Raw genomic sequence first — 19923 nt, forward strand, 5'->3', positions numbered from 1 at the left:
GGTCACAAGGAAATCAGGATGTACGAGCGGTAATATTTGTCAACGATCTGCCGAAAGCCCGGCAGCAGCGCCCTCAGTTCCCCGGAACGCGGATCGGAGGGGAAGTCCTTTCTCGATGGTTCAATATCAAACTCACATAGGGGTGCTGCAGATGCGAAACAATGGGACCCGGATTCTTTTGTGCGCTCAGGTTGCGGCAAAGGCCGCCGCCGGGGCATTTCGGCCACACCCCGGAGAGGTGGTGCTCTGGGATATCGGCGAGACCAGCCCTCCTGCGCTCTGAGGGCACGGCGTAAACAGGGGTGGCACCGTGGCGAGAAGAAGCTCCGGGTTTAATTCCCCGCCATGATGCATTAGATCAGCTTTCTAAATTCCCATTCGAAAGATCCCGCCTTGGCCACCTCCACCTTCGACACGCTCCTGCAGAAGATCGAAAGCCGCGCGGCGCGTGCCGGCATTATCGGGCTCGGTTATGTCGGCCTGCCGCTGGCGATCGCCGTCGCGCGCAGCGGTTTTGCGGTCACCGGCTTCGACATCGATCCCTCAAAGATGGTGGCGCTCGATGCCCGCCGCTCCTATATCGACGCCGTCAGCAACGAGGCGCTTGCCGCCGAGATCGATGCGAACCGATTCCAGGCGACGACGGATTTCGCCGGCCTTGGTGAATGTGATGTCATCATCATCTGCGTGCCGACGCCGCTCACCAAGCATCGCGACCCCGATCTTTCCTTCGTCGAGGCGACCTCGCGCTCGATCGCTGAGCATTTGCGCCCCGGCCAGCTCGTCGCGCTGGAATCCACCACCTATCCCGGCACGACCGACGATATCGTCAAGGTCATCCTCGAAGGCACCGGCTTGAAGTCCGGCGCGGATTTCTTCGTCGGCTTCTCGCCGGAGCGCGAGGACCCCGGCAACCAGCATTACCACACCGCGACTATCCCGAAGGTTGTCGCCGGCGACGGGCCGGAGGCGCTGGCTCTGATGAAGGCCTTCTATGGCGCGGCGGTGTCGACCGTCGTTCCGGTTTCCTCGAATGCGACGGCCGAGGCCGTCAAGCTCACCGAAAACATCTTCCGTTCGGTCAACATCGCCCTAGTCAACGAGCTGAAGACGGTCTATGCGGCGATGGGCATCGACGTCTGGGAAGTGATCGACGCGGCCAAGACCAAGCCGTTCGGCTACATGCCCTTCTATCCTGGCCCCGGCCTCGGCGGCCATTGCATCCCGATCGATCCCTTCTACCTCACCTGGAAATCGCGTGAATATGAGCTTCCGACCCGATTCATCGAGCTTGCCGGCGAGATCAATTCGGCGATGCCGCGCTATGTCGTCGGCAAACTGGCCGAAGCGCTCGACATCCGCGCCGGCAAGGCGCTGAGCCGCAGCCGCGTGCTGGTGCTGGGGCTCGCCTACAAGAAGAACGTCGCCGATATAAGAGAGAGCCCGTCGCTGCGGCTGATCGAGATCATCGAGGAGCGCGGCGGCAGCGCCGATTACCACGATCCCTTCGTCGCCGAGATCCCGCCGACGCGCGAACATCAAGCGCTGAAGGGGCGCCAATCGGTGGCACTGACGGCGCAGGCCGTTGCCGGCTATGATGTCGTGCTGGTCGCGACCGATCATGACGGGGTGGATTATGCGGCGCTCGCCGAAAGTGCGGCGTTGATCATCGACACGCGCAACGTCTTCGACCGGCTCGGCCTTTCCGCCGATCACGTCGTCAAGGCGTAACGGAAACGGCCGAAAGCGACTTGCCGGTCATCCGGCTGGCGGCCACCGCATAACCGCCGGCGGCGCCATCGATGAAATGCATGTGGTCGCGCGAGATCGGCGTCGGCACAAAGCAGGTCATCAGCGCCGAGGACTGGCGATGCAGGCCGTAGCGGGCGATGCCTCTCGCCCGCGCGTCTTCCAGCAGCGTCTCGATCCGTTTCAAGCGCGCGGCGTCGACATCGACTGTCATCTTCAGCCCGTCGTCGAACTTGCGGAAATCGGAATTGCCGGCGACGTCGCCCTTGTAGCGGCGGGCATCGAAGCGGCCGAGCGGAATGCCGAGTTTGTAGCAGAGAACGGTGATCGCGAGCTGCAGGAAGATGATCAGCTTCTGCCGCAGACGTTTGCCGGCCGGCGCGGTGGCCTTGGCCTCGCGATTGATACCTTTCAGCGAGAAGGCGAATTTCGGGCCGTCGGCCGGCACCGGATGGCTGCCGCGGCTCTGCTCGGCGGTGATGGCGACGATGCCGTTGACGAGATCGCGGAACTCTTCGCCCGGCCGGCCTTCGCCGGGCACGGCGATGATCGAGACGATCTCGCCATTCTCGGCCTCGATCGGGCTCCATCGGCAGGAAAGGCCGGTGAGATCCGGCCGCGTTCCGGGGGCGGCGCGGCCGACGCCGTAGTGGCCAAGCTTCATCTGTCGTTCCGCCCAGCTCGTGCCGCCGCCCCAGAACATTGCGTAAGTGACATGCGGGCTTGCGGAATAGCGGGCGACACGGACGTCGAGGCCCTCTGCGCGGGTATCGGCGACCGGTACGATGGCGATGCGCAACATCAGGCCGAGATCCTCCTCGACCCAGACCTGCACGGCGGCCAGCGCATCCCGCGCCGCCTTCTCCAGCGAACCCGGAAGCGCAATCAGGGCGCCGTCACCACCGAAGACGAAGGGATAGTCGCCCTTGCCGACCGCATTCAGCACCGCCGAAATGACGCTGGCGCCGGCCATGTTGACGTCCTTGTAGCGGCCGCCGGCGATCGCCTGCGTCGAACCGACGATATCGGCAAGCGCCAGCACCCATCCCTCCGGCAGCGGCCGGTAATTGCCGGCATCGGTCACGCCCTCGAAGGCGCTGAAGCGCGGCACGTTCGCAAAGAATTCTTCGTCATTCACGATTGTCATGGCATCGACCTTAGCACAGACCCATATCGCTGCTGCAACGCCAATTCCCATTTACGGCAATCGACTTGGCAAGGTTTCATGTGTTAGCACGCGCTCACGATTTTCATCACGGATACGGATTTCGATGAGCCGCCTCGACAGCTTCATTCGCCGCTTGACGGCCCAGCGCGACATTCTGAACGCAATCACCGATCTGGTCGAGGACATCGAAGGCCCGGTGCTGGAGTTCGGCCTCGGCAACGGCCGCACCTATGACCACCTGCGCGAAAAATTCCCCGACCGCCGCATCATCGCCTTCGACTGGGAGGTCCGTTCCTATTCGGCCTCGACCCCGGAGCCGCAAGATATGGTGACCGGCAACATCCGCGATTCCGGTCAGGCCTTCCTCGGGATCGGCGCAGCCCTTGCCCACGCCGATATCGGCACCGGCCATGACGAGATCGACGCGGTGACGCTGACCTGGCTGCCGCAGCTGATGGCCGGCGTGCTCGCCCCGAACGGCATTGCGGTCAGCGGCTTGCCGCTGGAGCATTCGGAGCTTGCGGCGCTGCCGCTGCCGGAGGGAATCAAGGAAGGGCGTTACTTTCTGTATCGGCGGGTGTGAGGGGGAGAGTAGGCCCCGGCCCCACCCGCCTGTTGAAGGAGGAGAAAATGAAACGCATCGAGATGGAAGTGAGCGGCGGCTGCCAGTGCGGTGCCGTGCGCTACCACGCCACCGCCATGTTCGACAATTCGCATCTCTGTCATTGCCGCATGTGCCAGAAGGCCTCGGGCAACATCTTTGCCGCGCTGGTCGCCGCTCCCGATGATGCGCTCAGCTGGACACGCGGCAAGCCGAGCGTCTGGAAGAGTTCGGAGCTTGTCGAGCGCGGCTTCTGCGCCAATTGCGGCACCCCATTGTTCTTCCACCACCTGGAAAACGGTCGCACCAACCTGATGATCGGTTCGCTCGACAATCCGCACCCTTTCTCGCCGCATGCCAATACCTGCACCGAGAACATGGTGACATGGTTCGACACGATCACCGACATAGAAAATACCGGTGCAACCGAAAATAACGGCGCCGACTGGGCGGCGGCGATCAAGGAGAGCAGCAATCAGCACCCCGATCGCGATACAACCTCCTGGACGGTGAGGGGGGCGTGACGGCTGATTTCTAGGAGCTTCCGCTCACGAGGCACAGGAATAAGCCGCAGCCGAGCGCGCCGTCAGTTTTGCCTCGAATTCAGCCGCGATTTCCTCCAGCGTCACGCTGCCCAGCCGCCTCAAAAGCAGCGCCTCCGCCTCCTTCATCGCGTCGGCCAGCGCGTTATTCACCGCCTGCTCGACCAGACATTTGGGCTGATCGTCGGCGGGGCCGATGGCAAAGACGTGCGGTTCGCCAAGCGCGTTGTAGACGTCGAGCAGGGTGATCTCGGACAAGGGTCGCACCAGCGTCCAGCCGCCGCCATGGCCCTTTTCCGAACGCACATAGCCCTGCTGGCGAAGCCCGGCCATCGTGCGGCGAACGACGACGGGATTGGTGTTCAGCATCTTTGCAATCATTTCGGAGGTCGCCGCATGCTGATGCCGATCCATGTGGATCAGCACGTGCAGCATGCGGGAAAGGCGGCTGTCGTTGCGCATGGTTCTGTCCTGTCGAGCGAGCGCGCCATTATCGCAGCCAGTTTGTAACAAGACAAGTGACATGAGTCTTGACCGCCTGGTTTCATGTAACTTATGATGATTCATGAACCAATATCGAAGGAGTCAGCGCATGTCCTACGAAGTCATCGTCATCGGCGGCAATTTTGCCGGCCTGTCGGCAGCCATGCAGCTCACCCGGGCGCGGCGGCGGGTTCTGCTCGTCGATGCCGGCGCGCCGCGAAACCGGTTTTCGCAAGCTTCGCACGGTTTTCTCGGCCAGGACGGCCAGGCGCCGGCGGCGATCATGGGTGAGGGGAAGAGGCAGCTTTCGCTTTATCCGAACATAACATTTCGCGACGGCAAGGTTACCCGCGCCCGGAAGGAGGGTGAGGAATTCGTCATCACCATCGAAGGCGGCGGTGAAGAACGCGCTGCCCGCCTCATTCTCGCGACCGGCGTCAGCGATACGCTGCCCGACATCCCCGGCCTTGGGGAGCGCTGGGGCCGCTCCGTGCTGCACTGCCCCTATTGCCACGGCTACGAGGTGAGCGGCGGCGAACTCGGCGTCCTTGCAAACCACCCGCATTCGGCCCATTCCGCCATGATGATCCCGGACTGGGGCGCGACCACCTTCTTCACCCAGGCACTGTTCGAGCCCGATGAAGAGCAGCTGGCGCGGCTGACGAACCGCGGTGTACGCATCGAACGCAGCCCGATCGTGGAATTGCTCGGCGACAGTCCGAAACTCCAGGCGGTACGTCTCGCCGATGACCGCATCGTGCCGCTCGACGCCGTCTTCGTCGCGCCGAAGACCGCGATGGCGAGCCCGATCGCCGAACAGCTGGGCTGCGCCTTCGACGACGGCGCTTTCGGGCCGGTGATCCGCACCGGCGAAAACAAGGAGACCAGCGTCAAGGGCGTCTTCGCCGCCGGCGATGCGGCGAGCTCCATGCACAGCGGCACGCTCGCCTCCGCCTCGGGTGTTCTCGCCGGCGTGCATTGCCATCAGTCGCTGGTGATGCCGCCTGCCAGCTAGTGTTTGGCGGCGGTGCCCGCGGCAAGGGCGTTGAGGATCTGTCGTCGTTCCAACAAAGCGCGAGCGTGTCAGCAGAAAAATGGACCGCCCGCCTTGCGCCTCCGCGGGTAACGCCAGCCAAAGCTGCCCGTCAGCCACGCTCCCCAACCAGTTCCCATAGATCAACCTTCTCAGCCCGCCCCTTCACCTGCACCAGCCCCAACGGCCGAAACTGGAAGCGGTCGCCGACGGCATTGTGGACTGCGGCGCTCACCAGGATCGAGGTGCCGTAATCCTTGTTCAATCCTTCCAGCCGTGAGGCGACGTTGATCGTATCGCCCATGGCCGTGTATTGCTGGCGCGAGATTGCTCCGAAACTGCCGACGACGGCGGGACCTGTGTGGAGCCCGAACCGCGTGAAGAGTTCGGGGCGGTCATGAACTCTGTTTTCCCGATTGAGGTCGTCGATCGCGGCTTTCATCGAAAGCGCGCAGCGACAGCCGTGTTCGACATGCCCGCCATCTTGAACAGGGGCATTCCACATGACGAAAATGGAGTCGCCGAGATATTGCACGACCGTGCCCTCATGACGCTCGGCGATGGTGTTCAGCAGCTCGAAATAGGCCGACAGCGTATCGACCACGTCCTCGGGTGAATTCTGCTCCGATATGGTCGTGAAGTCCCTGATATCGGTGAAAAGCACGGTCACGTCCTGCCGCTTCGCCTTGACCACCGTTCGCCCGTCAGGGCTGACGATACGGCGAACCACTTCGCGCGGTACATAGAGGGCAAACTGGCCGATGGCGTGACGGCTTGCCGAGAGCGCGCTCGCCAATGTGTTGATTTCGGTTATCCAGGAGTGCGACGAGGCTTTCTCACCGACATCGAGATCACCGATCCTGCGCGCCTCGTCGGCGAGTCGGTAGAGAGAGCGGCTGACCATCCGCGAGAGAATGACCGATGCCGCGACACCCGCGAGCACTAAGGCGCCGGCAATCAGCAGATTGCGCACGAGCAGCCGGTGGGCATCGGCCACGAGGTCTTCCAACGGCACGACGATCGCAGCGCTGCTTCCCTGGAACAGACCGGATATGCTGACGGGAGCGATCTGCACGAGATAGCCTTCACCATCAAGATCGAACCGCGCCAATCCGCCGCCTGCGAAGGCGGGATCTCGCCGCAGCCTCGCAACCGTTTCCAGACTGGTATCGAAAGCGTTCGCCGTCATGGCGAAAGAGCCTGAGGTCCTCGACCAGATCGAGATGATCCTGCTCATGATGTCAGGGTCGGAGTGAGCAATGAGATTGTCGCTCCCGTCGATGACATAGGCTCGGGCATGCGGCGAAATTCCCTGCGCATCCAACAGGCGACCGATGGTCTGCAGGTGAACGTTGATGCCGACGACCACCCGCCCATCGTCCCTCGTCGGTGCCGCGATCGTCAGGGTCGGAACCTGGAGCGTTCCGGTCACATAGGGTCCGACCGAGACCGGAACTCCATCCTGGACCACCGCTTGATACCAGGGGCGTTGCCGCGGATCGAAAGATGCATTTTCGATCTTCCGCTCGCCGATGGGTCTCGCCTTGCTGTCGAGAAAGCGAAGCGTCGATATGACGCTCGCGCTTTGTCGCTCGGCGATCGTTCTGATCGCGAAAGCCGCATTGTCAGGCGCCGAGAGGGTCTGGCGGACATCCCTCCTTGCAGCGTTGATGACCTGCAGGTACGAGCCGTCGGGATAACCGGTATAGATGCTCGTTGCCTCGGGGACGTTTCGCAGAATTTCGAGAAAGAGTTCCTGTTTTGCCTCGATATCCTGAGGCGGCGGCGAAGCGAGCTGCGGCAGGGTCGCTGCCAGCGCGACCGCCTCGTAGCCTCCTTCCAGCGTGTTGCGGTATCCCTCGATCAGCCGCAGGCTCATCTCGCGCATCTGCTGCGCGCCGGCACTCACGGCAGCATTGCTTCCCTGCCTGAACGCCATCCAGATAATCGGCATCGACGTGCAAAGCAGCGATGCAACGATCAGGACCCCGAGATGTACTCTGAGCGGTTTGGACCAGCGCACGAGACTTCCCTCGAATGCGGAAACGTCTCAGCACACCTATCGCCCACGGGTCGTCTAACTGTGCATGAAGAGCGTCCCCAACGACGGTAGCTAACTGCTTTTTTCGGGCTTGCACAAGCCGGTCCCGCGCGCCCGGCTCCGGGCGTCAGTATGTTTTTGAGAAGTAAGCCTAAGGCAAAAACAGCACGTTGTACTGATCGAACTCTTCAGGCAGGTCCCGCACCTTCATCTCTTCCTCGCGGTCCTCGAAGAGCACGAGACAATCCTCGTAGAACCCTGACAGCATCGCTATGAAGGCCTTCGTTCCCTCGCGCCCGTAGAACAGCGGCGTGAATTCCATATGAAGCGGCACGCGGCGGGAAAGCAGCGGCTGCATCGAGCGGCAGGCGACCGGCTCGTAGCCTTCGATATCCATCCACACAAGGCCGATTGCGGCCGGATCGATCGAGAGGCCGGCGAGGATTTCGGAGACCGGCTTCACCGGCACGCTGATCTTCCGGTCGATCGGGCTCTGGCGGATGGCGCTGCTCTTGCCGTGATTGTTGAGGTTGAGAAAAAAGTCGATCTCGCCTGCGTGCTCGCCGGCGGCGCAGTTGACGAGCCGAACCTTCTCCTCCAGCCGGTTCTGGCGAATGTTGAGTTCAAGCAGCGGGAAATTGCGCGGATCGGGCTCGACACTGACGATGTTGGCGTAGGTGCCGCTCAAGGCGAAATAGACGGTCTGGGTGCCGATATTGCCGCCGATCTCGAGCAGCGTCGCATCCTTTCTGAGCAGGCCGCGCTCGCGCAGGATGACGATCAGCCGGTCGACGGCGTCGCGCTCGAAATGGCCCTTGCGGAAGACCTTGCGGCCGATATAGTCGGCGGGCGAGAAGGTCATCAGATGATCACCGGCATCGACCGTCATGGAGACGACGCGCGGGCCGATATTCTCGATCAGCAAGCGACGGCCGAGGCGAGTGTCGAAGAACCGCGAGGCGGTTCTATTGCGCGCCTTGCGCAGCCGGCGGCTCCAATATTTGGCGGTGAGCCAGGGCTTGCCGGGCATCAGACATTTCCTTCGAGCGGTTCTGCCGCTTTCTCTCTCGGAATGACATAAACTTTCAAGGGCAGGGCGCGGCCGCGCACGCTGATTTCACGGCTTTCGACGTCGGCAAGGTCGGCGCCGGCAAGCCGCGCCACCGGCTCGGAGAAGACGATCGCCGCGTCGAATTCCTTGGCCGCGCTTTCCAGCCGGCTCGCGACATTCACCGTATCGCCGATCGCCGTCATGCTGCGCACCCGGCCATAGCCCATCGTGCCGACGACGGCCGGCCCGGCGTGGATGCCGATGGCGATCCGCAGCGGCAGCGTCAGCTCTTCGGCCAGTTCGGCGGCGAGTTTCTCGATCCCCGCGACGATCGCCGCGGCGGCGTCGAGCGCCTGGCGGCATGCTTCTTCCGGCGCGGCGTTGAGGCCGAAGAGCGCCATGGCACCGTCGCCGATGAACTTGTCGAGCCGGCCGCCGGCCTGTTCCACCGCCTTGCCGATGATGGCGAAATAGCGGTTCAGCAGGAAGACGACGTCGAAGGGCAGGCGCGTTTCCGTCAGCGTGGTGAAATGACGGATATCGACGAAGAGCACGACGATCTCACGCTCACGGCCGGGGCTCGTCTCCTGGCTGTTGGCAGGCAGAGCCGCCTCCTCCGCCGGAACCAGGAGAGGCGCGACCGCGATCTCGGCATTCGGCCGAAGCTGGCAGGCCAGCCGCACGTCAGGGCCGGCATTGATGCGTTTCAGTGTCGTCTGCTCCAGCTTGTCGGGCGGCGGCAGCTTCTGGTAATCGCCGAGGATCTGCACCCGGCAGGTTGAGCACTGGCCCTTGCCGCCGCAGACCGAATAATGCGGCAGGCCGCCGAGGCGGCTCGCCTCCAGCACGGTGAAGCCCCGCGGCACGCGGATCACTTCGCCACCCGGATAATGCACCGCGACCTGATCGAGACGCTCCTTCAGCCTGCGCTGGGTGCGGGCGGCAACGACGATGATCAGCGAGGCCGAGAAGGCGCCATAGAGCCCGGCGCGAACCATGGCGATCTGACTGCGAATCTCAGGATCGGAGACATAGTGAGAGTTCACGGTCGTCGCGTAAGGCTCGATCGCGGTCAGTTGGTAGGCGGGGTCGGCGAGGGTGCGGCCCATTTCGACAAAACCGAGCAGCGACAGCACCGGCACAAGGATCGCCAGCGCCAGCAGCAGCGGTGCGAAATCGCCGTACCAAGGGCGGTAACGCAGCCAGTAATGGATGCCGATGCAGCCATGGACCCACACCGCGAGAAGGCCGAATGCCTGGCGCACCCCCGTCGCCGGCGTCCGCAGCCACAACATGCCGACGATCGTCTCGTAATTGTCGATATAGCCGTAGAGTTCATGCGCGATGCGGGTGCCGATGACGTGATCGATGAGAAGCAGCGGGATCAGCAAGCCGAGCACCATCTGAGCTGCTTCTCCCTTGGGCATGACCAGGCTGCGCCTGATGTAGATGGCGCGCAGCACCAGGGCCATATGGACGAAGACGGATCCATAGAACAGAACGGTGCCGACGGGATTGCGCCAGACAGCCAGGAAAAGATGGCGGGCCTTATCGGCTGCGGCGATCGAGACGAGTCCGAGCGCATGGTTCGACAAATGCAAGAGAACGAAGACAAAGATAACCAGCCCGGAACCGAGCCTTGCCCTTCTGATCGAGCGTTCCGAAAAAATCCCTGTGACCGAGGCCGTCGTCATTCATTCCCGTTCTTGTCGATGCAATCGCAGGCCCATAGAGATGGGGAAGGAGGCGGAATTGCTTCCATTGCGATCACATTGCATATGCTTATGCGCAAGTTTTCGGGAAGGCAGCAATAAGGGATTTTTTCGCCTCCGGGCACGATGCCGCGCACCATGGGAAGGTTCAAGGCGACCGCATGCTGCATGTGCCTGATCTGGTTATGAATTCGAATGATCTATGATGCCTGTGAATACCGATTGGAAACAGTGTGTCTATGTGAGGGATCGCATGCGGGTCGCCTTCTATGCGCCGATAAAATCACCGAACCACCCGGTGCCCTCGGGCGACCGGCTGATGGCGCGGCTGCTGATCCGGGCATTGCAGCTTGCCGGGCATCAGGTCGAGGTCGTCTCCGAATTCCGTACCCATGCTGCGACGCCCGAGGCGGCGGCAGCGCTCGAACCCGCGATCTCAGCCGAATTGGCGCGGCTGCGGGCGAAATGGCAAGAAGAGCCTCGGCCGGATCTCTGGTTCTGCTACCACCCCTACTACAAATCCCCCGATCCCTTCGGGCCGGCGATTTCGGCCGAATTCGCCATTCCCTATGTCACCGCCGAAGCTTCTTATGCGGCAAAACGCGATAAGACCGATTGGGCGGCCCGGCAGAAGCGCGTGGGCGAGGCGGTCATGCAGGCGGCGGTCAATATCGGCTTCACCGAGCGCGACCGGGCCGGGCTCCGCTCCGCCTTTCCGCAGGCGCGGCTTGCGGCTCTCAAGCCGTTCATCGATCCGGCGCTGTTCGAGGCGGTGCGCCCGGCGCCCGATCGCAGCCGGCTGATGACGGTCGCGATGATGCGGGCCGGCGACAAGATGGAAAGCTTCGCGATGCTCGCGAAAGCATTGCGGCTGATCGGAGACCGGCCATGGACGCTTTCGGTCATCGGCGATGGGCCGATGCGCCAGGAGGTGGAGGCGCTGTTCGCCGGCCTTTCCGGCCGCATCGAATGGCTGGGCGAGCAAGGTGAGGCTGAGATCGCCGGCCTGCTCGCGCGTGGCGGCATCTATGTCTGGCCCGGCTGCGGCGAGGCCTATGGCCTTGCCTATCTCGAAGCCCAGGCCGCCGGCCTGCCTGTCGTGGCGCAGCAGACGGCGGGCGTGCCCGCCGTGGTCGAGGCCGGCGTCACCGGCCTGCTGACGCCGGAGGGCGATGTCGCCGCCTATGCCGCGGCTGTCGCGGCCCTGCTCGGCGACGGGCGGAAACGCGACGCGATGGGGCAGGCAGCGCGGCGCTTCGTGCTCGGGGAGCGCTCGCTCGCGATGGCTGCCGGCGCCCTGGACGGGATTTTGCGCAAGGCGCAGGAACAGGAGTGAGATGATGAGCCGAGGGATGAGCTGGGAACCGCTGCGCCGGGAGCTCGACCGCTGGCGCGCCGCCGGCCGCGTGGCGCGGTTCTGGCTGCGCGACGACGATGCCGTCGAGCCGACGCCGGATCTGGAGCGGCTGCTGTCACTGACCGGCGCGAACGGAATTCCGCTGACGCTTGCCGTCATTCCCGGCCGGACCGGCGAAGCATTGGCGGCGCGGCTGGCGGCAGAGGCGAGCGTCGCTGTCGCTGTGCATGGCTGGTGGCATACGAACCACGCCGGACCTGAGCGCAAGAAGCAGGAACTCGGCGGCGAACGCCCGCCCGAGGTGGTGCTCGGCGAGTTGCGTGAGGGACTACAGCGCCTGAAGCGGCTCCATCCGGCTCGCTTCCTGCCGGTGCTGGTGCCGCCGTGGAACCGGATCGACGCCGCGCTCATCCCGGCATTGCCCGACCTCGCCTTTGCGGCGCTTTCGGTTTACGGGCGGGCAAGAGAGGGCGGGCCGATCCCGCTTCTCAACACCCATGTCGACATTATCGACTGGCACGGCACGCGCGGCGGCCGCGACGAGGAGGAGCTGGTGGCCGAACTCGTCGCCGAACTCCGCGACCGGTTTGCCGGCAGCGACGAGCCGATCGGCGTGCTCACCCACCATCTCGTCCATGATGCGGCCGCCTGGGATTTCCTGTCTGCCTTGTTTGCGCTGACGGCCGATCATCCTGCCGTCTCCTGGTCGTCGCCGGGCGCACTTCTCAGCTTAGCGCGAAGGAGCGATCAGCCGGCGTGAACGCGCCCGAGGAAGTCCCGCATCAGGGCTGCGACCTCTTCGAGATGCGTCTCGAGCAGCCAATGCCCGCCATCGAGCAGATGCAGTTCGGCATCCGGCAGATCGCGGAGGTAGGCGCGTGCCGACTCTTCCGGCATATAGTGGTCGTTCGGTCCCCAGACGATCAGGGTCGGCGGCCTGTTTTGCCGGAGATATTTCCGGTACTCGGGAAACCAGGCGCGGTTCTCCTTCAATCCGGCGATCAGGTCGATGGCGATTTCCGTGCGCCGCGGCGTGACCAGCGACCAGTGCAGCCTCCAGAGATCCGGCGGGATCGTTTCGGCCAGAGGCGGCGGCAGGTCGTTGAGGAATTCCTCCCGGAAGGTCTCCTCGCTGATTGCTTCCGCCAGCGCCTTCCTCATCTCCGCGCGCGGTAGCGCCCAGGTCGCCTCGATATCTGCATATTTCGGGCCAAGCGCATCCTCATAGGGAATATCGCCATTCTGGATCATCAGCGCCACGATGCGGCCAGGGTTTCTGATTGCCAGCCGCGCTCCGATCGGCGAGCCGAAATCGTGGAGATAGAGGGCGAAGCGGTCGACACTGAGCGCGTCGATGAAAGCCTCCAGCCAGGCGGCATAGCCGTCGAAGCTGTAGTCGAAATCGTCGGGCGTGTCGCTATAGCCCGCGCCGGGGAAATCCGGGGCTATCAGGCGCCAGCGGTCGGCAAGGCGCGGCATGAGATTGCGAAATTCGTAAGAAGAGCAGGGATAGCCGTGTGGCAGAAACAGGACCGGTGCGTCCGGCGGGCCGGCCTCGCGGTAAAAGGTCTCGATGCCTGAGATCGTAACGAACCTATGCCGGACGAGCGTGGCGAGGCTCACGTTCGGTCCTCCTCATACTGCTCGGCGCCCTCCACGGGTCGCAGCCACGTTTCGCGGCGTTTGATCCACAGTTCATAGCGCGGCACCAGCGGCGTCGGCGCCTGCGAGAGGATGCCGAGCTTGATCTCCGCCTCCTGGTCATCGGCGGAAAACAGCCGCGAACCGCAGCCGGTGCAGAAGCGCCGGCCGTGAAATTCGCCCGTTTCTCCGGAATGTTCGAACCGCCCGGCGGGCCAGATTCCATAAAAAGTAAAGGCCGAACCGCTTTCCTTTCGGCAGTCGGTGCAATGACAGATGCCGACACGCAGCGGTTCGCCTCGCACAGAAAGCTGCACCTGCCCGCAAAGGCATTGTCCGGAGAGCACGGTCATGGCTGATACCCCGTTTCATCGATCTTGCGCTGCCGGGGAAACGGTCGGACCCGGCATCTGTTCCGTCAGCAAGGCGCGAACGGACGTCGTCTTGCGCGCCCGCAGGAGACTCGGTGTCCTAGATCACCACGGTCTGGTTGTCGCGCGCGGCGAAGGCGCCGGGGAAGGCGGCCTCAGCCTGCGCTTCCATCTCGGCCAGCTGTTCGTCCGTGCGGGAGGGCGCATGGTGGAACAGGGCGAAGCGCTTGGCGCCGGCCATTTTGGCGAGCTCGGTGCCGTGCTGCCAGGTCGAATGACCGAAGCCCTTGAAGCGCTGCATCTCATCTTCATTGTAGGTGCAATCGTAGACGACGAGATCGGCGCCCTGCATCATCTCCAGCGAGACCGGATCATAGCTGCCTGGAATATGCTCGATATCGTAGATGAGAGCGATGGAACGGCCTTGCCATTCGATGCGGTAGCCGATGGCGCCGCCTGGATGGTTCAGCGTGAAAGTCCTGATCTCGATGCCCTCGTGCGGGGTCAGAACCTGGCCGGGATGGAAATCGCGGAAGTTCATCGTCGCCTGACAGATATCTGTCTTGACCGGAAACCAGGGCGGGCTGATGAACTGCTCGACCATTTCCCGCGTGCTCATCTTGCCGTCGAGATGGCCGGACCAGATGTTGACGTTGATCGAGGGATAATAGATCGCCTTGAAGAAGGGCAGGCCGATGATGTGGTCGTAATGGCAGTGGCTGAAGAACAGATCCACGTCGCTGACGCCGTCGGCGAGCAGCGACAGTCCCGCCTCGCGCAGGCCCGAACCTGCGTCGAAAAGCAACCGATGTTTTCCGCAACGAATCTCGATGCAGGAAGTGTTACCGCCGTAGCGATCGAACTCGGGGCCCGATACGGGAATACTGCCGCGGACGCCCCAAAATTTTATCTGAAACAGTTCTGTCGTCATCGTTTTTCAAACCGGCCTTCCCGCATCGCCATCGTAATCATAGTTTATCCCGATGCGAAGCAGCAGAATTCCACGAGTTTGCCTGCGCCCCCTTTCGTTCTCCTAACCGCTAGCGGAAGAAGAAGTATATTCTCCTAAGCAATCGGCTTTCGCTTCGGAAAGCAACCCGGTATGGTTGGTTTTCGGTAAATGGGCTGCTCGGGCGGGGCGTTTTCCGCAAGTCATGCCTATTAGATGGTTGCGCGCGATCGAAAATGCAAATCGCCGCGCTCGCGCTGGAGCCCCTGACGAACGGGCTTGCCACAGCGCTGGCCGCGGCTGCGATCTCAGGCCGTCCCAAGCCGCTTGATATTTCCGATCAGCTCTCCGGCAAGCCGCAGGCTGGCGGCGGTTGCCATGGTCATCTGCGGCAGCAGCAGCCATTCCAGCGTCCAGGCCGCTCCGGAGCGTTCCTGTTCATGGACAAGCGACTGGTGGATGCCGGAGAGCGCCGTGGCGTTGAAGCGGGCGAGCGAGACCAGGACTTCGGCGGCAACCGGATTCTGCTTGTGCGCCATGGCCGACGAGGCGCCGCCGCCTGAGATTTCGATCTCACCGCCCATCTCGGCAAGCAGCGCGATATCCTGCCCCATCTTGCCGAGGCTGCCCGAAATCGAAGCGAACAGGCCGGCGATATCGGCGATCGGCAGGCGCGCGCTTTGCCATTGCCTGATATCGGTGAGGCCGAGCTCCTGGGCGAGCGAAGCGCGGATTGCGGTGGCCTGTGGCCCGAGCTTGTCGAGCGTGCCGGCAGCACCGCCGAACTGGACGGGAAAACTCTGCTCGGTCAGGCGGTCGCGATAGGTCGCGAGCGGCGGGCGCCAGGCATCGAGACGGTCGCGGACGCTGATGGCGATCGCCGCCTGCATGCGGGTATGCCCCATCAGGCGGTTGCGGCCGAACCGCCGGTCGAGCCCGTCGAGCGCTGCGAGGATCGAGGAAAGCCGGCCGGCAAACAGGAAGACCACCGCCTTCAGTCGGATCATCAGGCTGGTGTCGATGACGTCCTGGCTGGTGGCGCCGAGATGCAGGTTTTTGCCGGCTTCCTCGCCGACCTTGGCGCGCAGCTGCTTGACGAGGTCGGGGACGATGACGCCGTCCTTCGCCGTTGCCGCGCGAAGGCTGGTGAGGTCCGGAGAAAAACCGGCGCAGGCTTCGGCGATCTTCCTTGCGGCTTCGCCGGGAATGACACCGTGCGCGGCTTCCGCCCTGGCGAGCGCGGCTTCGAAGGAGAGCATGGCGCGGATATCGGCTTCGGCGGAAAAATAGGGCGCGATTTCGATATCGCCGAGAAGGCCGGAGAGGAAGGGATGGTCGAAGGGCGATGCGGTCATGGGGGTCTCTATTCGAGCATTTCAGACAAAGTGCAGGGGTGGGCGCCGACCCGACCCATCCTTCGAACCCCCCGGAGAGAGGGCAGGGTGAGGGGGCTGCTTGCTAAGAGCTCTCCTTACAAATAGCCGTCGACCTTCAAATATCCAGAAACACGGTCTCCTTCGGCCCCTGCAGGTGGATGTCAAAACGGCAGATCGCGCCGTCGCGGCCGGCGACCATGGTGGCGACGCGTTCGCGATGTTCGATACGGGCAAGCAGCGGGTCGCTGGCGTTGGCCTCCGTCTCCTCCGGAAAATACATCCGCGTATGCAGGCCGATATTGATGCCGCGGGCGACGATCCAGAAGGTGATGTGCGGCGCCTGTCTGCGGCCGTCCTTGAAGGGAACGCGGCCGGGCTTGATCGTCTCGAAGCTGTAGACGCCATCGTCGGCGCTGGTCGGGCAGCGGCCCCAGCCGGCGAAGTTCGGGTCGGCGGCGCCGCGCATTTCCGAGGGGCTGTTGTAGAGGCCGGCGCTGTCGGCCTGCCAGATCTCGACGACGGCATCGCGCACCAGCGCGCCCGCCCCGTCGAAGATGCGCCCGGTGACGGTGATGCGTTCGCCGAGCGTTTCGTCATTGAGCATCGCGGCGCCGAGATCGCTGTCGTAGACGCCTGTGATGTCGCAAAAATTCGGCGTCAGGCCGATATGGACATAGGGGCCGGCGGTCTGCGACGGGGTTTCCTTGAGATAGCCGAGCTGCTGCATGGTCAGTTGCCCTCCAGCCTGTTTTCGAACATCGTCGAGCGGCGGCCCCGCAGCACGATGTCGAATTTATAGGCGCGTGAATCCATCGGAATCGTATTGCCCCAGTCGAGCGGCGCGATCAGCTGCTCGATCGCCGCCTTGTCCGGGATCGTGCCGACGATCGGACATTTCCAGATCATCGGATCGCCCTCGAAATACATCTGGGTGATCAGGCGCTGTGCGAAGCCGTGGCCGAAGATCGAGAAGTGGATATGGGCGGGGCGCCAGTCGTTGACGCCGTTCGGCCAGGGATAGGCGCCCGGCCGCACGGTGCGGAAATGGTAGCGGCCTTCCTCGTCGGTGATGGCACGGCCGCAGCCGCCAAAATTCGGGTCGATTGCCGCCAGATAGGTTTCCTTCTTGTGGCGGTAGCGGCCGCCGGCATTGGCCTGCCAGAATTCGACCAGCGCGCCGGCCACTGGCTTGGCGCGTTCGTCGAGCACGCGGCCGTGGACGATGATGCGCTCGCCGATGGCGCTTTCGCCGGGCCGCGCATAGTTCAGGATCAGGTCGTTGTCGAGTTCGCCGATCAGCGAATGGCCGAAGACCGGCCCGGTCGTCTCGGAGATCGTGCCGTCGAGCGACAGCAGTGCCCGTTGGGGCGCGCGCAGCACCGAGGTTTTGTAGCCGGGGGTCAGGGCCGGCGCATGCCAGGCGCGGTCGCGGGCGAAGAAGGCGCCGGTCTCCGGCTTTTGGTTGGGTCGTTCGGACATCTCTCTCCCTCAGGCCGCCTTCTCGGCGTCCATCTCTGCAAAGGCCTGCTTGGCAATCTTGATCGCGTGGTTGGCGGCGGGGACGCCGGCATAGATCGCCACATGCAAGAGCGCCTCGCAGATATCCTCGCGGCTTGCTCCCGTATTGGCAGTAGCGCGCACATGCATGGCGACCTCGTCATCCTGGCCGAGTGCGGCGAGCAGTGCGATGGTGATGATCGAGCGCTCGCGCTTGGTCAGCGCCGGGCGCGACCAGACATGGCCCCAGGCGGCTTCGGTGATCAGCTCCTGGAAGGGACGGTCGAACTCGGTCGTTGCCGCTGCGGCGCGTTCGACATGGGCGTCGCCGAGCACGGCGCGACGGGTCGCCATGCCCTGTCGGTAACGCTCGGAGGAGGCGGTCTCGTTCATCGGTTGGTGTCTCCAGGTGGGATGCCAGGGGGGATGGATGTGAGGAAGGCGCGGATGATCGCCGTCAGCGCTTCCGGCTGCTCGACGCAGGGAATATGGGCGCAGTCGGCGATCACCTCGTAGCGGGCGCCGGGGATAAGCCGCGCCGTGGAGAGCACCAGATCGGGCGGGGTCGAGCCGTCCTGGTCGCCGACGATGCAGATTGTCGGCACAGCAATCGACTTGGCCGCTTCGGTGAAATCTGCGTCGCGGATCGCTTCGCAGGCGGCGAGGTAACCCTCGACCGGCTGGCGTGTCAGCATGTTGCAATAGCCGGAATAGGCGGTGTTCTCGGGCCGGCGGAAGGAGGGCGTGAACCAGCGCTCCATGACGGCGTCGACGATGCTGCCGATGCCATCTTTCTTGACGGCGGCAATGCGGGCGTTCCAGCTCTCAGCCGTGCCGATCTTGTGGGCGGTGTCGCAAAGAATAAGGGCGCCGACGAGATCCGGCCGGCGCTGCGTCAGCGACTGGGCGATGAGGCCGCCGACCGACAGGCCGCAGATGACCGCATTTTTCACTGACAGCAGGTCGAGCAGGCCGGCAAGATCGGTCGCATGGTCCTCGATCGACGAGGGGAGCTGGCCGACGTCGGAAAGGCCGTGGCCGCGTTTATCGTAAAGCACGATGGCGTGATCGCCGGCCAGTCGTACGACGACGTCGCGCCAGATGCGGAAATCCGTCCCGAGCGAATTGATGAAGACGATCACCGGTCGGTCGGCGGGCGCGCTGATAAGCTGATAGTGGATCGTCACGTCGTTTATGCGGGCGAATTGCACGTTACGTCCTCCTTGTTCAAGTCCGAGCACCCCACCTCCGTCATCCTCGGCTCAAGGCCGAGGATGACGGAGTGTCGGCTTGGCTTTCCCGTCAAACTCGCCACACCTCTTGGCGTCAAGACTGAATGGTTGATCCGGTTAAGTAAAATGATATTTTAAGGCATTTCGATAACCTTGGAGTTAAGTGATCGATGGTCGACAGCCGCGTCAAGTTTCGCCATCTGCAGACCTTTGTCGAGGTGGCGCGGCAGAAGAGCGTCATGAAGGCGGCGGAGTTGCTGCATGTCAGCCAACCGGCGGTGACGAAGACGATCCGCGAGTTGGAACAGGTGCTCGGCGTCGACGTCTTCGAGCGCGACGGCCGCGGCATCAAGATCACTCGTTATGGCGAGGTTTTCCTGCGGCACGCCGGCGCGGCGCTGACGGCGCTGCGCCAGGGTCTCGATTCCGTCTCGCAGGAGCAGTTCGCTGACGCGCCACCGATCCGCATCGGCGCCCTGCCGACGGTCTCATCGCGCATCATGCCGCGGGCGATGGAACTCTTCCTCAAGGAGAAAACCTGGAGCCGGGTGAAGATCGTCACCGGCGAGAACGCCGCGCTGCTGGAAGAGCTTCGTGTCGGCGACCTCGACCTGGTCGTCGGGCGCCTCGCCGGCGCTGAAAAGATGGCGGGCTTCTCCTTCGAGCATCTTTATTCAGAACAGGTGGTGTTTGCCGTGCGCCGCGGCCATCCGCTGCTGAACGGCCGGCAATCGCTGTTTGCAGGTTTCGCCGACTATACGGTGCTGATGCCGACACGCGGTTCGATCATCCGGCCGGTTGTCGAAAATTTCCTGATCGCCAATGGCGTCTCCAGCCTGCCGGACCAGATCGAGACGGTGTCGGATTCCTTCGGCCGCGCCTTCCTCAGGTCAAGCGACGCGATCTGGATCATTTCGAACGGTGTGGTAGCAGGCGATGTCGCCGATGGACGGCTGGCGCTGCTGCCGATCGACACCGGCGAAACCAGGGGGCCGGTCGGGCTGACGACGCGCGCCGATGCCGTGCCGTCGGCGCCGCAATCGATCCTGATGCAGACAATCCGCGAGGCGGCGCGGGAGGTTTCCTGAAGCCCCCTCCAACGCTTGCTATTTGCCCAGAT

20 protein-coding genes are annotated in these 19923 nt (G+C 63.5%); 7 read left to right on the top strand and 13 right to left on the bottom strand.

Annotated features, from left to right (window positions below; all coding sequences use genetic code 11):
• Positions 1–393 precede the first annotated feature (393 nt).
• A complete protein-coding gene (locus HJC04_RS03750) occupies positions 394–1731 on the top strand; it encodes a nucleotide sugar dehydrogenase (RefSeq protein WP_221123097.1) in 1338 nt (445 codons plus the stop codon).
• Here HJC04_RS03750 and HJC04_RS03755 read toward each other — a convergent pair.
• Positions 1721–2896: a DUF3095 domain-containing protein gene (locus tag HJC04_RS03755; protein WP_247241785.1), complete on the bottom strand. Its 1176-nt coding sequence runs from the start codon at positions 2894–2896 to the stop codon at positions 1721–1723. The genes HJC04_RS03750 and HJC04_RS03755 overlap by 11 nt on opposite strands.
• A 124-nt stretch (positions 2897–3020) precedes the next feature.
• Here HJC04_RS03755 and HJC04_RS03760 point away from each other — a divergent pair, with 124 nt between their 5' ends.
• Positions 3021–3500: a class I SAM-dependent methyltransferase gene (locus HJC04_RS03760; protein WP_210632510.1), complete on the top strand. Its 480-nt coding sequence runs from the start codon at positions 3021–3023 to the stop codon at positions 3498–3500.
• 47 nt (positions 3501–3547) lie between these two features.
• A complete protein-coding gene (locus HJC04_RS03765) occupies positions 3548–4042 on the top strand; it encodes a GFA family protein (RefSeq protein WP_221144864.1) in 495 nt (164 codons plus the stop codon).
• 24 nt (positions 4043–4066) lie between these two features.
• Here HJC04_RS03765 and HJC04_RS03770 read toward each other — a convergent pair whose 3' ends face one another.
• A complete protein-coding gene (locus HJC04_RS03770; RefSeq protein ID WP_210632512.1) occupies positions 4067–4522 on the bottom strand; it encodes an Rrf2 family transcriptional regulator in 456 nt (151 codons plus the stop codon).
• A 130-nt stretch (positions 4523–4652) separates the two neighbouring features.
• Here HJC04_RS03770 and HJC04_RS03775 point away from each other — a divergent pair, with 130 nt between their 5' ends.
• A complete protein-coding gene (locus HJC04_RS03775; RefSeq protein ID WP_221123099.1) occupies positions 4653–5558 on the top strand; it encodes an NAD(P)/FAD-dependent oxidoreductase in 906 nt (301 codons plus the stop codon).
• 130 nt (positions 5559–5688) lie between these two features.
• Here HJC04_RS03775 and HJC04_RS03780 read toward each other — a convergent pair whose 3' ends face one another.
• From HJC04_RS03780 to HJC04_RS03790, 3 genes are all read right to left on the bottom strand, one after another.
• On the bottom strand, positions 5689–7599 hold the full coding sequence (locus tag HJC04_RS03780) for an adenylate/guanylate cyclase domain-containing protein (RefSeq protein ID WP_221144866.1): 1911 nt from the start codon (positions 7597–7599) through the stop codon (positions 5689–5691).
• A gap of 169 nt (positions 7600–7768) precedes the next feature.
• The gene (locus HJC04_RS03785; RefSeq protein ID WP_210632515.1) at positions 7769–8647 is read right to left on the bottom strand and encodes an FkbM family methyltransferase; all 879 of its coding nucleotides are present in this window, start codon (positions 8645–8647) and stop codon (positions 7769–7771) included.
• On the bottom strand, positions 8647–10362 hold the full coding sequence (locus HJC04_RS03790; protein ID WP_221144868.1) for an adenylate/guanylate cyclase domain-containing protein: 1716 nt from the start codon (positions 10360–10362) through the stop codon (positions 8647–8649). Before HJC04_RS03790 ends, HJC04_RS03785 begins: the two co-directional genes overlap by 1 nt.
• Before the next feature lie 271 nt (positions 10363–10633).
• Between HJC04_RS03790 and HJC04_RS03795 the strand changes: the two genes are divergently transcribed.
• Together HJC04_RS03795 and HJC04_RS03800 are read left to right on the top strand one after the other, a co-directional pair.
• Positions 10634–11716, top strand: coding sequence for a glycosyltransferase family 4 protein (locus HJC04_RS03795; RefSeq protein ID WP_210632517.1), 1083 nt, complete (start codon positions 10634–10636; stop codon positions 11714–11716).
• A gap of 4 nt (positions 11717–11720) precedes the next feature.
• Positions 11721–12497 (top strand): polysaccharide deacetylase family protein, encoded by a 777-nt coding sequence (locus HJC04_RS03800; RefSeq protein WP_210632518.1) that lies wholly within the window; start codon positions 11721–11723, stop codon positions 12495–12497.
• Here HJC04_RS03800 and HJC04_RS03805 read toward each other — a convergent pair.
• The 8 genes from HJC04_RS03805 to pcaD all read right to left on the bottom strand — a co-directional run bounded on the left by HJC04_RS03805 (position 12485) and on the right by pcaD (position 18782).
• Entirely contained in the window at positions 12485–13360 is an 876-nt protein-coding gene (locus HJC04_RS03805) for an alpha/beta fold hydrolase (RefSeq protein WP_221144870.1), read from the bottom strand. The genes HJC04_RS03800 and HJC04_RS03805 overlap by 13 nt on opposite strands.
• Positions 13357–13731 carry a GFA family protein gene (locus tag HJC04_RS03810; RefSeq protein ID WP_210632520.1) on the bottom strand — a complete coding sequence of 125 codons (375 nt, stop codon included), beginning with the start codon at positions 13729–13731 and terminating at the stop codon, positions 13357–13359. The genes HJC04_RS03805 and HJC04_RS03810 overlap by 4 nt, the downstream gene beginning before the upstream one ends.
• Positions 13732–13849: 118 nt before the next feature.
• Positions 13850–14680 (bottom strand): MBL fold metallo-hydrolase, encoded by an 831-nt coding sequence (locus tag HJC04_RS03815; protein ID WP_210632521.1) that lies wholly within the window; start codon positions 14678–14680, stop codon positions 13850–13852.
• Between the two features lie 326 nt (positions 14681–15006).
• Positions 15007–16053: a 3-carboxy-cis,cis-muconate cycloisomerase gene (locus tag HJC04_RS03820; protein WP_210632522.1), complete on the bottom strand. Its 1047-nt coding sequence runs from the start codon at positions 16051–16053 to the stop codon at positions 15007–15009.
• Positions 16054–16189: 136 nt separating this feature from the next.
• Complete coding sequence (gene pcaG / locus HJC04_RS03825) at positions 16190–16801, bottom strand: protocatechuate 3,4-dioxygenase subunit alpha (RefSeq protein WP_221144872.1); 612 nt, start codon at positions 16799–16801, stop codon at positions 16190–16192.
• Positions 16802–16803: 2 nt separating this feature from the next.
• A complete protein-coding gene (pcaH, locus tag HJC04_RS03830) occupies positions 16804–17553 on the bottom strand; it encodes a protocatechuate 3,4-dioxygenase subunit beta (RefSeq protein WP_210632526.1) in 750 nt (249 codons plus the stop codon).
• A 9-nt stretch (positions 17554–17562) separates the two neighbouring features.
• Entirely contained in the window at positions 17563–17964 is a 402-nt protein-coding gene (pcaC, locus tag HJC04_RS03835) for a 4-carboxymuconolactone decarboxylase (RefSeq protein ID WP_210632527.1), read from the bottom strand.
• The gene (gene pcaD, locus HJC04_RS03840; protein WP_221144874.1) at positions 17961–18782 is read right to left on the bottom strand and encodes a 3-oxoadipate enol-lactonase; all 822 of its coding nucleotides are present in this window, start codon (positions 18780–18782) and stop codon (positions 17961–17963) included. The genes pcaC and pcaD overlap by 4 nt, the downstream gene beginning before the upstream one ends.
• A gap of 191 nt (positions 18783–18973) precedes the next feature.
• Here pcaD and pcaQ point away from each other — a divergent pair, with 191 nt between their 5' ends.
• The gene (gene pcaQ / locus HJC04_RS03845; protein ID WP_210632530.1) at positions 18974–19891 is read left to right on the top strand and encodes a pca operon transcription factor PcaQ; all 918 of its coding nucleotides are present in this window, start codon (positions 18974–18976) and stop codon (positions 19889–19891) included.
• Positions 19892–19923 lie beyond the last annotated feature (32 nt).

The organism is Rhizobium sp. NLR8a (assembly GCF_019685235.1).
In the GTDB taxonomy this organism is placed as follows: domain Bacteria; phylum Pseudomonadota; class Alphaproteobacteria; order Rhizobiales; family Rhizobiaceae; genus Rhizobium.

Excerpts from the sequence above, each read along its gene's own strand:
- HJC04_RS03755 (WP_247241785.1), bottom strand. The coding sequence starts at position 2,896 with ATGACAATCGTGAATGACGAAGAATTCTTTGCGAACGTGCCGCGCTTC.
- HJC04_RS03760 (WP_210632510.1), top strand. The coding sequence starts at position 3,021 with ATGAGCCGCCTCGACAGCTTCATTCGCCGCTTGACGGCCCAGCGCGAC.
- HJC04_RS03765 (WP_221144864.1), top strand. The coding sequence starts at position 3,548 with ATGAAACGCATCGAGATGGAAGTGAGCGGCGGCTGCCAGTGCGGTGCC.
- HJC04_RS03770 (WP_210632512.1), bottom strand. The coding sequence starts at position 4,522 with ATGCGCAACGACAGCCGCCTTTCCCGCATGCTGCACGTGCTGATCCAC.
- HJC04_RS03775 (WP_221123099.1), top strand. The coding sequence starts at position 4,653 with ATGTCCTACGAAGTCATCGTCATCGGCGGCAATTTTGCCGGCCTGTCG.
- HJC04_RS03785 (WP_210632515.1), bottom strand. The coding sequence starts at position 8,647 with ATGCCCGGCAAGCCCTGGCTCACCGCCAAATATTGGAGCCGCCGGCTG.
- HJC04_RS03790 (WP_221144868.1), bottom strand. The coding sequence starts at position 10,362 with ATGACGACGGCCTCGGTCACAGGGATTTTTTCGGAACGCTCGATCAGA.
- HJC04_RS03795 (WP_210632517.1), top strand. The coding sequence starts at position 10,634 with ATGCGGGTCGCCTTCTATGCGCCGATAAAATCACCGAACCACCCGGTG.
- HJC04_RS03800 (WP_210632518.1), top strand. The coding sequence starts at position 11,721 with ATGAGCCGAGGGATGAGCTGGGAACCGCTGCGCCGGGAGCTCGACCGC.
- HJC04_RS03810 (WP_210632520.1), bottom strand. The coding sequence starts at position 13,731 with ATGACCGTGCTCTCCGGACAATGCCTTTGCGGGCAGGTGCAGCTTTCT.
- HJC04_RS03815 (WP_210632521.1), bottom strand. The coding sequence starts at position 14,680 with ATGACGACAGAACTGTTTCAGATAAAATTTTGGGGCGTCCGCGGCAGT.
- HJC04_RS03820 (WP_210632522.1), bottom strand. The coding sequence starts at position 16,053 with ATGACCGCATCGCCCTTCGACCATCCCTTCCTCTCCGGCCTTCTCGGC.
- pcaG (WP_221144872.1), bottom strand. The coding sequence starts at position 16,801 with ATGCAGCAGCTCGGCTATCTCAAGGAAACCCCGTCGCAGACCGCCGGC.
- pcaH (WP_210632526.1), bottom strand. The coding sequence starts at position 17,553 with ATGTCCGAACGACCCAACCAAAAGCCGGAGACCGGCGCCTTCTTCGCC.
- pcaC (WP_210632527.1), bottom strand. The coding sequence starts at position 17,964 with ATGAACGAGACCGCCTCCTCCGAGCGTTACCGACAGGGCATGGCGACC.
- pcaQ (WP_210632530.1), top strand. The coding sequence starts at position 18,974 with ATGGTCGACAGCCGCGTCAAGTTTCGCCATCTGCAGACCTTTGTCGAG.